10 protein-coding genes and 1 pseudogene are annotated in these 15758 nt (G+C 41.6%); 7 read left to right on the forward strand and 4 right to left on the reverse strand.

All coding sequences use genetic code 11. The features are described from left to right. Positions 1-87 precede the first annotated feature (87 nt). From BSCG_RS24445 to BSCG_RS24435, 3 genes are all read left to right on the forward strand, one after another. Positions 88-1413, forward strand: a complete 1326-nt coding sequence (locus tag BSCG_RS24445; RefSeq protein ID WP_004327062.1) for a DUF4270 family protein — start codon at positions 88-90, stop codon at positions 1411-1413. Beyond that, positions 1410-2615 (forward strand): hypothetical protein, encoded by a 1206-nt coding sequence (locus BSCG_RS24440; protein WP_004307127.1) that lies wholly within the window; start codon positions 1410-1412, stop codon positions 2613-2615. The genes BSCG_RS24445 and BSCG_RS24440 overlap by 4 nt, the downstream gene beginning before the upstream one ends. Before the next feature lie 134 nt (positions 2616-2749). Further along, positions 2750-3934 carry an aminopeptidase C gene (locus tag BSCG_RS24435; protein ID WP_004301007.1) on the forward strand — a complete coding sequence of 395 codons (1185 nt, stop codon included), beginning with the start codon at positions 2750-2752 and terminating at the stop codon, positions 3932-3934. 4 nt (positions 3935-3938) lie between these two features. Here the strand turns inward: BSCG_RS24435 and BSCG_RS24430 are convergent, their stop codons facing one another. The 4 genes and pseudogenes from BSCG_RS24430 to BSCG_RS24415 all read right to left on the reverse strand — a co-directional run. Next, complete coding sequence (locus BSCG_RS24430) at positions 3939-4667, reverse strand: LytR/AlgR family response regulator transcription factor (protein WP_004311752.1); 729 nt, start codon at positions 4665-4667, stop codon at positions 3939-3941. Then, complete coding sequence (locus BSCG_RS24425; protein ID WP_004311753.1) at positions 4664-5878, reverse strand: sensor histidine kinase; 1215 nt, start codon at positions 5876-5878, stop codon at positions 4664-4666. The genes BSCG_RS24430 and BSCG_RS24425 overlap by 4 nt, the downstream gene beginning before the upstream one ends. 98 nt (positions 5879-5976) lie before the next feature. Continuing rightward, complete coding sequence (locus BSCG_RS24420; RefSeq protein ID WP_032849283.1) at positions 5977-7971, reverse strand: carbohydrate-binding domain-containing protein; 1995 nt, start codon at positions 7969-7971, stop codon at positions 5977-5979. 168 nt (positions 7972-8139) lie between these two features. After that, positions 8140-8469, reverse strand: a pseudogene (locus BSCG_RS24415) (VTC domain-containing protein); the annotation flags it as partial. 1054 nt (positions 8470-9523) lie between these two features. Here BSCG_RS24415 and BSCG_RS24405 point away from each other — a divergent pair. The 4 genes from BSCG_RS24405 to BSCG_RS24390 all read left to right on the forward strand — a co-directional run bounded on the left by BSCG_RS24405 (position 9524) and on the right by BSCG_RS24390 (position 15745). Then, positions 9524-10726: a DUF4925 domain-containing protein gene (locus tag BSCG_RS24405; protein WP_004311756.1), complete on the forward strand. Its 1203-nt coding sequence runs from the start codon at positions 9524-9526 to the stop codon at positions 10724-10726. A 30-nt stretch (positions 10727-10756) separates the two neighbouring features. Next, positions 10757-12070 carry a DUF4925 domain-containing protein gene (locus BSCG_RS24400; protein WP_004311757.1) on the forward strand — a complete coding sequence of 438 codons (1314 nt, stop codon included), beginning with the start codon at positions 10757-10759 and terminating at the stop codon, positions 12068-12070. Positions 12071-12081: 11 nt separating this feature from the next. Continuing rightward, a complete protein-coding gene (locus tag BSCG_RS24395) occupies positions 12082-14928 on the forward strand; it encodes a TonB-dependent receptor (RefSeq protein ID WP_004311758.1) in 2847 nt (948 codons plus the stop codon). 136 nt (positions 14929-15064) lie between these two features. Then, on the forward strand, positions 15065-15745 hold the full coding sequence (locus BSCG_RS24390; RefSeq protein ID WP_004311759.1) for a hypothetical protein: 681 nt from the start codon (positions 15065-15067) through the stop codon (positions 15743-15745). The last annotated feature ends 13 nt before the right edge of the window (positions 15746-15758 follow it).

Genomic DNA, 15758 nt, shown 5'->3' on the forward strand with positions numbered 1-15758 from the left:
AAATACAGAGATTTAGTCGATAGTTTTTTGGAGGACTATTTAAAACCTCTTCTTTTGCCGCTACAAAACCAATTTCATTTTTACTACATGAAGTCAATCATACTACTTTTTTCATTCTTTATATCTCTTTCTTTTTTCGCTTGTGTAGACGATTCATCGTCCATAGGAGCGAAATGGGTACAAAGTTCATTTCTCAACGAACAGATGGACACTTGTACGGTATTACTTAGTACAGTATTAAGCGACTCCATAGCCACTTCGGGAGATACGGTTTGCCAGATAGGATACCGTGACGACAACTTATGGGGGAAAATTACCGCCTCTTTTTACGCAGAGTATGAAGTACCTTCCTATTCTTTTGATGAAAACATCCAATATGAGTTCGACTCGATCACCATACGCCTGTATTCTTCGGGCAATTACCTGGGAGATACACTAAAAACCCAACGCATTCATCTGCATGAACTGACAAAGAATATAGAACTGGACGATAGAGGGTACCTATACAACACTACTACTGCCTATTACAACGAAACTCCACTGGCATCTTTCGACTTTCGTCCTACTCCGGGCTCACCGAGCGAAGAACTGGAAATACGATTGCCGGATGCATGGGGAGAAGAATGGTTCAACTTGATGCTGAATGATGGCCGATGGGTACAATCTCAGGATTTCTTCCATGATTATTTCAAGGGAATTGCTTTTATACCCGATGCAAATGACGCTTGTATCAGCGGATTTCAAGTCAACGACTCCAGTATGTGCATCACGGTCTACTATCACCAGATTACGGAAACACTGAACGAAAAAACACTGGTTTTCAATACAAGCAGCACACTGACTTACAACAAAATAGAACAAGACCGCTCAAACATCCCGATAGCCAACCTGCAAAGTGGGGACGGCAATGAATACTCTTCCGGAAAAAGCGAGCATCAGGTCTACCTGCAGGGAATGACAGGTATGTATGTCACCATCGACTTCCCACATTTAAATAATCTCTGCGAAAAAGGAGAGCTTGTGACTATCGAGAGCGCAACGTTACAGTTATATCCGGTAAAAGGAACTTATGACGGCATGTACCCGTTGCCCAAAAGCCTGGCTCTCTACACCGCCAACAATGAAAATGTGACGCAAAGTGTAATCACCGACCTCACCGGGAGTTCCGTACAAAGCGGAAATCTAGTAGTCGACGAGATGTCTTATGAGGAGACTTATTACTCTTTTGACATCACCTCTTTCCTGCAAACAAACCTGGGAACTACCGGATATGATCGTCAGAAACTACAATTATTTCTTCCGGACAACTTGTTCTATACCACACTTCAAGGCGTTATTTTCGGCGACGGAGAACATACCGCCAATAAAAAGAATACCAAACTTATCATACTTTACAAAACTTATCAACAATGAAAAAGATTTTGTTTTGCCTTCTGGCATTCTATACTCCTGTCTCTATAGTTATTGCACAAAATACAACGAACTCCCCTACTTCCATGTTCGGACTGGGAGAACTTTCTACCGGGGAAGGCGGGCAATATGCCGGACTGGGCGGCACAGGCATTGCATTGCGAGGAAATAATTTCCTTAACAATGCCAATCCGGCTTCACTCACAGAGTTGACCGAACAACGCTTCCAGATCGATGCCGGTATCATGGGAGCATACCAGATTTATTCACAACGAGGAGCAAGTAACCGTTCCGTCACCGGAAATCTGAATAACCTAAGTATCGGCTGCCGGATTATGCCACGCTGGTATGGAGCAATTTTCATGGCTCCCGTCAGCAGTGTGGGATATGCCATCACGCTGGATGAAGAAGTGGCAGGCACCAATGGAGGTACTATCTCTTCTCTCTTTCAGGGTGAAGGAGGACTTTCCAAGATGGGTATCAGCACGGCTTACCTTTTCGGAAAAAGATTTTCTGTCGGCACCAATCTTTCTTATGTGACGGGGACCATCACACAAACGGAGACGCAAGGTACTGCCACAGAAGAAACCAGCTCCTACAAACATACTTTTTATGCGGATTTCGGTGTACAGTATAAATGGGCTATAGACCGCGAACGTTCTTTCGTTGCCGGTGCCGTATATGGTTACTCGCAGGATTTTAAGCAGGATAATAACTTATACGTTAGTAGCAGTTCGGGAGGAGATGATATTGAAAAAAGCCTGAAACGCTATCGCCAATGTCTTCCTCAATTCTTTGGGCTCGGAGCTTCCTACAACACTCTACGTTGGATGGCAACCATCGACTACAAATATGTGGACTGGAGCCGGATGCAATCTTCCCAATCCAATGTCAGTTTTGAGAATCAACACCGGTTATCAGTCGGTGGAAGATATACATTGGGCAATGTCTATCGTAATCCGGTCAGCATCCTATTGGGAACAGGTATTAATAATTCCTATATCGTCATTCAAAAGAAAAAGGCAACCGAATATTACGTCAGTACCGGACTTAACTTCGGATTGCGCAATAACAACGTCCTTTCTATCGGATTGAAATATAAAGGCCAGATGAAAATTCCTAACGGCATGCAAAAAGAAAACAGCCTTTCCCTGTTCCTGAATATTACTTTCTCCGAGCGAACTTACCGCGCCAAGATACAATAAAATGTCATTAAACGGAAGTCATTAAGATAGCTGTCCATTTGAAAAAAGAGAAAACTTTGTGAAACTCTGTGTTACTCTGTGGTGAAACTTTCCTATATTTGTAGCCAAAACAATTTAATATTAATTTCATAGGAATGAAAAAGACAATCCTTATTGCTGCTTTAGGCCTGTTCAGCCTAAGTGTTATGGCACAAGATGCAAAACCTGAAGAAGGTTTTGTTTTCACGACAGTGAAAGAAAATCCGATAACTTCTATCAAGAACCAAAATCGTTCGAGTACTTGCTGGAGTTTCTCAACTCTCGGATTTGTTGAATCAGAACTACTTCGTTTAGGTAAAGGTGAATACGACCTGTCTGAAATGTTTGTTGTACACAAAACGATGCAGGATCGCGGAGTAAACTATGTACGTTATCACGGTGACAGTTCTTTCTCTCCGGGTGGAAGTTTTTATGATGTAATGTATTGCATCAAGAATTATGGTATCGTTCCGCAAGAAGTGATGCCGGGTATTATGTATGGTGATACGCTGCCGGTACATAATGAGCTGGATGCTGTTGCTTCCGGTTATATCAATGCGATTGCAAAAGGTAAATTAAGCAAACTGACTCCGGTATGGAAAAACGGACTAAGTGCCATTTATGACACTTACCTAGGAGCATGTCCGGAGAAGTTCACCTACAAAGGCAAAGAATATACTCCGAAGACTTTTGCCGAATCACTGGGATTGAACTATAACGACTATGTATCACTGACTTCTTATACACACCATCCGTTCTATTCTCAATTCGCCATCGAAATTCAGGATAACTGGCGTAATGGTCTGTCTTACAACCTGCCTATCGAAGAACTGATGGCTGTTATGGACAATGCTGTAAAGAAAGGCTATACCTTTGCATGGGGTAGCGATGTCAGCGAACAAGGATTCTCACGTGACGGTATCGCCGTAATGCCAGATGCAGCCAAAGAATCTGAACTGTCCGGTTCAGACATGGCCCGTTGGACAGGATTGACTGCCGCCGACAAACGCAGAGAACTATTCACCAAACCTTTCCCTGAAAAGGATATTACCCAGGAAATGCGTCAAGTTGCTTTTGACAACTGGGAAACAACAGACGACCACGGAATGGTAATCTACGGCATCGCTAAAGACCAGAACGGAAAAGAATACTTCATGGTGAAAAACTCTTGGGGTAAATCAGGCAAATATGATGGTATCTGGTATGCTTCCAAAGCATTCGTTGCCTACAAGACAATGAATATCCTGGTGCATAAAGATGCACTTCCTAAAGAAATTGCCAAAAAACTGGGAATTAAATAATTATTTAAGAAAGGCTTAATTTCCCAATGTATTCCGTAAATTTCTCCTTATAATTATCACCGACAGGAATATAAGTATTCTTATCAAAGATAATGCGAAGACGGGAAACTTCGGTAATCTTGCGAAGATTGACAATATAAGAACGGTGGACCCGCATGAAATGCGTGGGAAGCCGTTCTTCCATTTTCTGGAGGCTGGCAAGCGTTATTACAGGCTTGTCCTCTCCTTCCACAAAGATACGCACATACTCACTCATCCCCTCAATATAGCGGATATTCTTCACATCGATGCGAACCACTCTGTAATCGCTCTTCACGAATAATGAATCTCCTTTTATCTGCGAAGCATTTCCTATTTCACCCTGTTGTTCCAACAAACGATATTCAAATTGCCTGCGGGCTTTATCCGCCGCTTTCAATAAATCCTGGAACTCAAACGGTTTCAGCAGATAATCTACGGCATCCAGTTTGAAACCCTCTACCGCATATTCAGAATAAGCAGTAGTGAAAATCACCAACGGACGGTTCACCAAAGAACGTATGAAATCCAATCCGTTCAAATCGGGCATATTAATATCCACAAAGATCAAATCAACCTCCTCTTCGGACAATATCTTCATTGCCTCGAACGCATCCTGGCATGACTTTACCAAAGACAAAAAAGGTATCTGGGATATATAATCCGACAACTGCGTCAATGCTAACGGCTCATCATCTATTGCTATACATTTCATTCTAATAAAGGTATAATAAGTAAGACATCAAATTTATGTTCCTCTTCGGTAATGGAAAGCGTATAATCATTGCCAAATAAAAGCCTCAACCGCTTACGGATATTCTCGAGTCCGATGCCATGATGCTGTTCGTCAGCCGAACCATTATTGCTGTTGGAACAACGGAATGAAAGCCGGTTGCCCTCATCCAACTGTATCAAGACATGAATAAAAGACTCGCTCCGATAACTGACTCCATGCTTAAAAGCATTTTCCACAAAAGAGACAAAAAGCAAAGGAGGAATCTGCACTTCGGGCACTTCGGCCGGAAAATCCATCTGAATAGATACTTTGTTGGTATAGCGCAAACTCATCAGGGCAATGTAATTTTTAAGAAACTGAACCTCACGTGAAAGCAAAATCGTTTTATTACTCGCTTCATAAAGCACATAACGCATCAGTTTAGAGAGTTCCACAATCGTACTTTTCGCTTTCCCCGTATCAATATCCACCAACGCATGAATATTATTGAGCGTATTCATGAAGAAATGAGGATTAATCTGATATTTCAAATACTGCAGTTCCGACTGCAAACGTTGATGTTCCAGTTCCTTCAGCATTTCTTCATCACGGAAAGATTTAAAGAAAAGTTTGATGGCGATATTGAACCCTACCATCAAAAAGGCAATGATGAAATGAATAAGATAGCGGAGCACAAAAGGAGGATAAGGAAAAGGAGTCGGTTTTGGAAATCTTCCGGGACCATTTGGATCTCCCATTCCCCTAGGACGTTGTTCGGGATTGGATTCATGCCAATGCACATCCCCTTCCTCCCTCGCCTTTTCTCTCGTCTTAATAATCTGGTCCCTCCGGTTCTCCTTCATACGGAGAGGCAACTCTCCTCGCTTGAAATCTTTGGGGAAATGATTGGCAGAAGGAAACGGAGAAAGCCAACAAATCATTCCTATTACAAAAATCAACGAAACAGTATATTGCCAGTACCTTTTCTTAAAAAGAAAATAGGGAACCAGCCCATAATTATTCAACAGGAAAAGCACGAAAAAAGGAAGGATACTCAACCATGATTCGCGGATCACCATACGGGTTTCCTCCCGTTCAAGTCCTCCACTCATGGCAAAGTATCCGCCTATCAGCGGAAGAAGAAATATTACGATCCAGATAGCTCCGTAAATACTCTGCTCCAGCACGTGTTGTTTACGCAGTCTTTTCATGCCTCATTGCTTCTGATTATCGAAACAAAGATAAAACCGAACCTGTTTTATCACAAATAGAATCGACCAAAGAACGGATTTCGACGGTAAACTGCTGTTTACCATCCCCATCCACCAGGTCCATGTCCACCGCCTCCACCACCGGGCTGGCCACCGCCGGAAGTGCTGCCGACTTGTGTCACCATCGAACTGGCAGTAAATGTTGCCGTCTGTGTGCCACCGGAATAAGTGGCTCCCGAATATAACCCGAAGAACTCGGAATCACCGGAAACCGTTCCTCCTTTTGAGATAGTATAACTACCGCCCGAGGTCAGATTCGGACTACTGAATAATACCGTCATTTGAGAATAAGCACGGGGAATCTGATAGGTCAGTACGCTGGTTCCGTCGGCCGACTGGATATTCAGTATTTCTCCGTTACTTCCCGAACCGCCATAGATCACAGTGCGTTGCGTACATACACTTGATGTAGGTGTACTTGTTCCTCCTCCAATACCCAGAACAATCCCCCCGGTAATCTTAAAGGTATTCTGATCGCAATCGAATCCGTCTTCGGGAGAAGTAGTACCCGACGATACGATCACTCCCCCCGTAATGGTCAACGTACCATTAGAGTCAATGCCGTCATTTCCGGAACTATAACAATAAATATTGCCACCATTAAGAACAATGCTGTTACTTGCATTCATACAGTCATCGTAACAAAGCGCGGCAACTGTACCCTCATTGACAGTCAACACACTTTTACTCTCGATACCCTCACTACCTTCCCCACCGGTAGCCTTCACAAGCACCGTTCCTCCATTGATTGTCAACGCACCGTTCGCTTTGATTCCTTTTGCCGACGAGTCGAGCTTGCCATACACACACTGCGTACCGGTAGTTATCACTTTCACCGTGCCGTCATTGATGGTAATCGAACCGTCACAGTTGATACCTTTACCGGCTCCACCTGTACTCTGTATGGCGATCTCCCCTCCTGTAATCAGGATATTTCCGTCACATTTAATTCCTGCACACGAACTCAAATCATTGTCTTCATAAAGTGCGGTTTGAGAAGTGAATGCAGTCAGCTTTCCTCCGGAGATGGTCAGGTTACCATCACAGGATATTCCTTTGGAGGCTGCTCCCGCCACTTGTGCCTGAATAGCACCGCCACTGATTACCACATCCAGACAAGATTTCAACCCATGCGCTTTATTGTCCGTTGTAGAGAGTTTGGCAAATCCTCCGGTCATCGTAATTCCTCCCTCTTCACACTGAATAGCATCGCCGTCAGAAGATATATTCAGTATTCCGCCGCCGATAATCACAGATTCATTAGTATGGATTCCGTCTTTTTTGGCCGAAGCTACCGTAATATTACACCCGCTACGGAAACGCACATAATCATCGCTTGTGATGGCATGTTTATAATTTCCGGTAACTGTGAGTGAACCGCCTCCACTGAAAATGAGTTGCCCCTCACTGAACAGACAGGCTTTCATATCCTCTCCATCAGTAGTTGCCGTATAAGAAGACCCATCTGTCAACACATTCGTTGTTTCATCCGCGCATACCACAAACACACGTTTGGAAGACTGGATATTAATGGCAGCACCTACCGGATTGAGTATAGACACCCCTGCCAGTGATAATTTGAATTTCTTTTCGCTATATACCTTGAACGAGCCATTCGTAGTAGTCCCGCTCAACACATATTCTACTCCGCTGACTGTAGAATTAACCACGACATGCGCCCCATTGGAAGACACTTCCACTCCTGAAACACCATTGCTTACCGCAGCAGTCGTTCCATTATAGATAATCGTCACCACAGAGGCGAATTGGGAGTTCTCTATAAAATCATCATCGGAAGTAACCGTTTCCGACATGCTTCCATACGCCGTTTTATCACTTTCATCAAAAGCGATTGTAAATCCCAATAAATCTTCCGATCCCTCGGGAATCGTCGGGTTGGGCTGACTGCTTCCTCCACCTCCCGAACCTCCGACCAATATTCCTTCCTGATCGCCGAAATCGAATGATTCCGTCGTACAGTTCACCAACAACAGCAATAAAAGCGGTATCCAAAACAACACAATCCTTTTCATAATTTCTTGTTTTATCTATTAAAACTTAAATGAATATCCTGCAGACGCTTTCAGCCAACGAAACATCTTATAGGAAACACCTGCCGAACCCGACCAGCATTCCACCGTCTGCAATCCGTCCCTTGTACGAAATTCACCTTCCAGAGAAGCATCGAAACCGGAGAATATCTTTTTCTTCACTTCCAAAAAAGTCAGACCGGAAGAGACATATGTCCTTACACGGATCTTCTCACGGATCACTCTTCCGTTTTGATGAGCCAGATACATGGCGTAATCGGGAGTGTCGAGATAGGTAGTGTGATAAGCTATATTTCGCTCCCCCTGCACCTCTTGCACACGATAACAATTACTCGCCCGTTGTAATACGTCCATCAGGGCAGAGAGCGAAACGATATACTTCGTGTCCGTACGGTTCATCAAACGGATGGTACTCATCTCTTCCAAAGAAATGGAGGAGAAAGCGGAAAGTGCGGTGGTTACATTACATGCCTCGTTCATATTCATAAGGGATTAGAGTAGCAAGTGTTACAATACTGTAACAAATGTATGACAGAGAAGCAGAAAAAGGAAAAAAAATCAATGAACGGGGGATTCTTATCGGTGAATCGACTGTATTACAGCAATAAACTGTTCTGTTCTATTCTTAAGATTCTATTATTCAACAGTGGCTATGAATCGAATCAAATAGAAAATAAAATGCATAATCTAGTGCAAGAATATGCATATCACGCCCCTTATTATGCATAAATAAAGGGTAAACAGACCGTTTTTCATTGTATGAAAACGTCCGTTCTTTAAATGCAAGGTATCCTTGGTCGGTGAGGAACGCCTCCTTGCTCACCGACCAAGCTACCGTTCATCGGTGAGGAAGGAGGCGTTGATTGAAATAAGAGTCGTTTCCAAGCTATGTCACTTCTAACTTCGTTAATTTTCAATATAACAAATAGCTATAACATCAGAAAAAAAATATTGATTTATTTCGAATCTGGTAGCAAACAAATACAAACAGCAAGGATTTACTATCAAATCACTGTCTTTTGGGAGAATCCAAAAAGACATTTAAGCTCCTATTTATTTGCTATCCTCATATAGGTTCTAATTAAAGCAAAGAAAATGTATAAAACATCCTATTTTTATGTATAACCCTATTTTAAGCAAACATAGATTTATTTCTTGTAATATTCCAGCGGATTCCTCTTCACTTTTTTACGGAAGTATTTATTGAAAGTTGTAAAGATGAATATTACATTCTAAACTTTCCGCAAGAGTCAGAAATAGAGAAGAAAAAAAATGAACGGTTTCTCACCTGTGAAAAATAGGAGGAAAACCATTTGCTTTTTTAGAGACCTCTTCATTCTCTTTTTACAGCCATTCTTAAAAGAAGAACAATCGATATTAAAAATAGAACACATTTATTTTTTCATTTTAGGTACTTTTACCGCATACGATTAAAAATAGAACATTAAAATAAAAAAACAGACCTTGACAATAAAGAATTGTTAGTCGAACTTTGCAAAGTTTTATTAAATACGCAATAAAAACAAAAAGCAAAATGAGAAACTTACGAAAACTATCTTATGTCGCTTGCGCAGTATTTTTCTTTACATCATGCGAAGAAACTTACAATGACAAGCTATTTTGGCCAGGAGAAATTAGTCAGGAATATGGCTCGTATATTAAACCATATACGCTAGACCTAACCTACAGCGGAGAGAAATTAATTGGAAAAACTGTCAGCTTCAAGACAGAAGATAGCGAAACGGGAACACTGACGCTGAATAATATAATCCCGGGAGAAAAGGAAACTCCTATCAGTCGCATCCAACTTTATGAGAATGAAAAGAAAGGATATTATACTTTCAGCGGGACCAATATCACAATGGGAGGAGCTACGGTGAAATATGAAGGAATAATAACTCCGAAAAACATGCAACTATCACTGAACGTAACAATGGCTTATGCCAACTCCATTGCAAACACATATACATTTCCTGCATACTCCCACACAACAGATGGAGAAAGTATCATCCGTAATAGCGGAGCCAGCTACGTGAATATTACTACAAAAGCAGGAGGAGAATCTCTCCAGCCGGTGATTTTACAAATACAGCAAATGGCAACTAATATATTAGATGTGATTTTTCCTTATGTATTGAAGGATATTACATTTGAGAAAAATGGAATTGTCACTGCCAGCTATACTACGAGCCCTGTAGACATGAATGAAATTATGGAAGTTGCCAATTCGGGCAAAACTGACGCTGAATTCAAAAGTCTGATCAACAAACGCACTTATGAGTCATCTCCCAAAGGATTGGCCTACTGGAATCAAACAGGCAACAAAGCATTTGTCGTACAACTAAATATCCCTGCCATTGTGTCTCTCATAGCACAAAACAACGGAAAGCAAATTGACTATCAGCTTATCGCAGGAATCAGTGAAGCACTTCTAAAATCTGACCCGGCACGTTTAAAATTAACGTTAAGTGCCATCAATATGATTTTAAACAATGAAATAATCACCTATATTCTTCAATTGGATGATGATACTTTTGCAACTCTGCTCACATGGATGAAAGACGGAATACCAATGGGCATCAACTCAACAAAAGAACATACTTATATCTATTTCAACAAAGAAACTCTCATGCCGTTCATCAGCATCATCGGTAGTTTGCTGGAAACAAATTTAATTGAAGTTGCAGCCCTTTTCGATAAAATGGAAATCGGTATTGACCTCACAGCTAAGAAATAATTCATTTTAATTATCTAATATAAAAAAACAATGAAAAAAATATCTATCCTATTAATAAGCTGCCTTGCCGTAGCGTCTGCATTTTTAACTTCTTGTGATAATGATCACTACGGACCAGAGCCTATAGATGTAACAGCCAATTATTCAAATAAACTATCAAACCCCAATCCGAATCTAATTCTTACCTATAATGGTGAAACAATGATCGGAAAATCAGTAGACTTTAGCACTGTAACAGGAGAAACCGCTATTATTAACTTATATGATATTTTACCAGGAGAAAAAGAAGTAAAAATTATGTCTATCCCCCTTTCTGGAGATGGGCAAGGATATTCTTTTTCAGGAAATAGTATGGGAAATGAGACTTTAAGCTCTTTTAGATACGAAGGACGCGTAATAAAAGGACAGTTAACATTAAATATATCCAATATCAAAATGGGCAATGCAGAATTATGGGCAAATACTTATAAACTACCCACAGTTATTAATGGCATCAAAACGATTGTAGTTGGAGACATGTGGGGAGAAGAATATACATGGCAAGATGTTGACGGACAAGTACTAAATGCATCATGCTATTTTTATGCAGACATAGAAGCTTCAGAAAGTGGAGCCACAACTCAAACATGGGGTAGTGCCATTCAAAACATATTAAGTTATATTTTGCCACAAGTTCTACAAGAAATTACTTTAGGAGCGGACGGGAATGTAACGGCTTCTTATTCAAATGAACCATTGACAGGAGTAGACATGGATATCATTTTTGGATTTCTAGAAAATCCATTAACACAGGATATGATTACTCCTAACATTGTTAACCGTAATTATATTCCATCTCCAAAAGGATTTGCTAATTGGTTCCAAAAAGACGGTAAGTTAATATTAAAATTAAACTTAGCTAATATTATTGCCTCAATATCCAGCGGCAATCAATATATGGATGTCAATATAACCAATGCTATCATTGAAGCTATATCCCAAATGGATGCTATGAAAGTGAAAGAATTGCTAACCACGCTCAATCAAAGTCTAAAAAATGAAACACTTGGATTCCTGCTCAATGTCAATGACACTTCTTTCAAAGCTATTTTCAATTGGTTAACTACCGGAATCCCGATGCAAGTTATTTCAAAAGATGGACATACTTTTATTTACTTAGACAAAGAAGGTTTTACTCCCATAGCCAAATTACTACCAGATCTTAGTCCGCTAATAGTCAGTCTGCTTCCAGAAGATATGCAATCACTGGGAGGAATCATCTCTATATTTTTGAACGGTATATCAGACGCTTTTCTATCACCTGAAAAAATAGAATTTGGTTTGGAAATTGTTCCAAATAAATAAAACAAAAAACAATGAAGAAATTATATATCCTAACAATCCTGTTATGCCTTACCGGTTTCGGAAGCATCTTTGCCCAAACCCTGAAAGGACATATATATGATGCCAAGACCAATGAGCCATTGGTCGGAGCCACCGTCACCTACAAACTTCATGGTAATCAGGGAGTAGTATCTAACATTAACGGAGAATATGAAATCAAACTTCCCGAAGGTGGAGTTGACCTTGTATTCAGCTATGTTGGCTATGATGATGTCTTGATGCCCATCGTTATCAACAAGCGTGAAGTAGTCACCAAAGACGTTTACATGAAAGAAAGCACCAAGCTGCTGGAAGAAGTCGTAGTCAGTGCCGGACGCTTTGAACAGAAGTTGAGTGATGTCACTGTCTCCATGGACGTTGTTAAATCCGGAGATATTGCCCGTCAGGCACCCACGGATATTTCTTCCACTCTCCGCACACTTCCCGGTGTAGACATTGTAGACAAACAACCTTCTATGCGCGGAGGTAGCGGATGGACTTACGGAGTAGGTGCACGCAGCCAAATTCTTGTGGACGGAATGAGCACACTGAATCCGAAAACAGGAGAAATCAACTGGAACACTGTTCCTTTAGAGAACGTAGAACAGGTGGAAGTGATTAAAGGAGCATCTTCCGTACTATATGGCTCATCAGCTTTGAATGGTATTATCAATATCCGTACCGCACGTCCGGGACTGACACCGAAAACACGATTCAGCGCCTATATCGGTGTATATGGTGATGCGGAAAACGACGAATACCAATGGAGCGACAAGAGTTTCTGGAAAGATGATAAATATTCTGTTAAACCGATCCTGCGCGGAAGTCTTCTTAGCGGTATACGGAATCCTATTTACGAAGGATTCGACCTCTCCCATTCCCGCCGTATCGGTAATTTCGATGTCAGCGGAGGAATCAATCTTTTCACTGATGAAGGATACCGCCAACAGGGATACAACAAACGTTTCCGTATGGGAGGGAGCCTCACTTATCATCAGCCCGATATGGGAATGAAACTGTTGAACTATGGTTTCAATGTCGATTTCCTTTCCAATCAATACGGCGACTTCTTCATCTGGCGTTCACCAACGGAAGTGTACAAACCGTCTCCTTTCACCAACATGGGACGTGAAGAGAATAATTTCCATATCGATCCGTTCATCAACTATGTGAATCCGGAAAACGGTACGTCACATAAGATTAAAGGACGTTTCTATTACAGCGCCGACAATATCGTACGCCCTACCCAAGGAACTTCCATCACTGATATTCTGGGAAATATGGGAACTGATGCCAAAACGATACAGAATATAGCCGGTGGCGATTACAGTTCACTCTATCCTGCATTGGTAGGTATCGGTTCCGGACTTGTCAACGGTAATCTGGAAGATGCCATGAACGGAGTGTTCACCTCATTAGGCAATATTTTCCCGAATGCGACGACTGCCGATTATTGCGATCTGATCTCCTGGGTAATGGACAACGGAGTGCCGAGTGACTTGGGAGGACTTGCGAACGGACAGTTACCGAGTGATCTGATTCCGTGGTTATCAAATGTTATCAATCCGTCACGAAACACTCCCAAAACACAGACTGATAAGAACTTCGATTACTATCTCGACTACCAGTTCAATAAGAAATGGGAAGGTGGTGCACAAATCACTACCGGAGTAACCCTGGAACATATCCGCTATGACTCCGCTGTAATGGATGAGGTATACAAAAGTGATAATGTAGCTGCTTTCCTTCAGTACGATCAGCGCTTTTGGGATCGTTTGAGTGTGTCTGCCGGTGTACGTGCCGAATATTATCGGGTGAATAATCATCACCGTGAAGCCGAAACCAAAATTTTCGGAACCAAGGTTCCGTTCCGTCCGGTCTTCCGTGCAGGGTTAAATTATCAGCTGGCTGATTACAGTTTTATCCGTGCCAGCTTCGGACAGGGTTACCGTAATCCGTCTATCAATGAAAAATACCTGCGCAAGGATATTGGTGGGGTTGGCGTCTATCCTAATCTGGACATCAAACCGGAGAAAGGATTTAATGCGGAATTAGGAATTAAGCAAGGATATAAGGTCGGCAATTTCCAGGGTTTTGTGGATGTTGCAGGATTCTATACACAGTATAAAGACATGGTTGAATTCCAGTTCGGACTGTTCAACAATGCCAATTACACAATGATTAATAGCATAGGCGATGCATTTCAGATGCTGACAGATGGCAAAGGTTTCGGCATCGGAGCCCAGTTCCACAATGTATCGAAAGCCCAGATTTACGGAGTAGAAATTTCAACGAACGGCGTGTATAATTTCAATAAGAATACGAAGTTGTTCTATAACTTGGGATATGTATACACGGAGCCACGCGATGCTGACTATCAGGAACGTAATGCAGTAGAGGGGCTTTATACCGATCCTCTTCAGATGAAAGAGAAATCGAACACAGGTAAGTACCTTAAATATCGCCCGAAGCACAGTTTTAAAGCTACGGTAGATTTCCAGTGGAAACGTATCAATGTCGGTGCCAATGTAGCATGGAAGAGCAAAATTCTGGCAGTTGACTATCTGATGTTGGACGAACGCGAGAAACAGCAGAAAGACCTGATGGATTATGTACGTGGCATCCTTTTCGGTTATTCAAAAGGAGAGACACTGGCTACTTACTGGAAAAAACATAATACGGACTATGCCACTGTTGACGTGCGCTTCGGAGTAAAAGCCACAAAAGAAGTAGCTTTCCAGTTTATGGTGAATAACCTGTTGAATAAAGAATACAGCAACCGCCCAATGGCAGTTGCCGCTCCACGTACTTTCGTACTGAAAATGGACGTCACTTTCTAACTAACTTTCAAGATTCACAATTACTTAAGAAACGGCTGCTCAATGCAGCCGTTTTCTTTTTTCTCCTCATCTGTCATCATTTATCTATATATTGCGTATCTTTACCCCCCGAAAACGAGAAGAAATAACCGATAAAATGAAAAAACAAATCCTACTTATTGCCATCCTGTTTTGTACGGCCTTTGCACAGGCACAAGAAGTTTTTGTAACTGCTGATTTTGTAAGCAGTTATATTTGGCGCGGTATGGATAGCGGCAATGCAAGTGTGCAGCCTTCACTCGGCCTCAACTGGAAAGGACTGACCGTTTACGCATGGGGTTCTACCGAATTTCGCGAAAAGAACAATGAAATAGATTTATCACTAGAGTACGAATACAAAAACCTGACTCTTTACGCCAATAACTATTTTACCCAGACAGAAGAGGAACCTTTTAAATACTTCAATTACAGTTCGCACTCTACCGGGCACACTTTCGAGGTAGGAGCCGGCTATATGCATAGCGAAAAGTTCCCATTGTCAGTAAGCTGGTACACGACCTTTGCCGGAAACGATTACCGGGAAAACGGGAAACGTGCCTGGTCCAGTTACTGCGAGTTGAGTTACCCGTTCAGCGTGAAGGATGTAAATATGAATATCGAAGCAGGTTTCACTCCTTGGGAAAGTATGTACTCCGACAAATTCAATGTAGTCAATATCGGATTATCTGCAACAAAAGATATTAAAATAACGTCCAATTTCTCTTTACCCATCTTCGGAAAGCTAATAGCCAACCCTTATGAAGAGCAACTTTATTTTGTAGTTGGAATTACATTGTAGATGATTCTTACAT

This window comes from Bacteroides sp. 2_2_4 (assembly GCF_000157055.1).
Lineage (GTDB): Bacteria > Bacteroidota > Bacteroidia > Bacteroidales > Bacteroidaceae > Bacteroides > Bacteroides ovatus.